Raw genomic sequence first — 951 nt, forward strand, 5'->3', positions numbered from 1 at the left:
GTTCGATCGACTTTGGTGCATCTACAATCGGTTCTGATTCTGGCTGAGAAAGCTCGATCGACTTTGGTGCATCTACAATCGGTTCAGGTTCTGGCTGAGAAAGCTCGATCAACTTTGGTGCATCTAAAATCGGTTCTGATTCTGGCTGAGAAAGCTCGATCGACTCTACTGTTTCTACAATGAGTAGATTTTCGACAATCGGTTCTGACTGAGAAAGTTCGATCGACTCTTGTTTTTCTACAATTTCCAGAAAATCTGCCACTGGTTGCATTTCTGGTTCTAAATCGCTTATTTCCTCTGGTGTTTCTGCAACTGCTTGGGATTCTGGTTGAGAAGGTTGGCTCGACTCTACGGTTTCTACAATAAGTAGATTTTCGACAACCGGTTCTGGTTGAGAAGGTTGGCTCGACTCTACGGTTTCTACAATAAGTAGATTTTCGACAACCGGTTCTGGTTGAGGATGCTCGATCGACTCTACGGTTTCTACAACTTGCAGATTTTCGACTATCGGTTCTGGTTGAGAAGGTTGGCTCGACTCTACGGTTTCTACAACTGGTTCGGATTCTGGTTCATGATGCTCGATCGACTCTACGGTTTCTACAACTTGCAGATTTTCGACTATCGGTTCTGGTTGAGAATGCTCGATCGACTCTACGGTTTCTACAATAAGTAGATTTTCGACAACCGGTTCTGGTTGAGAAGGTTGGATCGACTCTACGGTTTCTACAACTTGCAGATTTTCGACAACCGGTTCTGGTTCATGATGCTCGATCAACTCTACGGTTTCTACAACTTGCAGATTTTCGACAACCGGTTCTGGTTGAGAAGGTTGGATCGACTCTACGGTTTCTACAATAAGTAGATTTTCGACTATCGGTTCTGGTTGAGAAGGTTGGATCGACTCTACGGTTTCTACAACTTGCAGATTTTCGACAACCGGTTCTGGTTCAT

Annotated in this window: 1 pseudogene; it reads right to left on the reverse strand. The window is 44.3% G+C overall.

Annotation, left to right across the window (positions count from 1 at the left end):
• Positions 1 to 951, reverse strand: a pseudogene (locus QT984_RS08475) (ATP-binding cassette domain-containing protein); the annotation flags it as partial.

This window comes from Microcoleus sp. Z1_B2 (genome assembly GCF_036700325.1).
In the GTDB taxonomy this organism is placed as follows: Bacteria; Cyanobacteriota; Cyanobacteriia; order Cyanobacteriales; family Microcoleaceae; genus Microcoleus.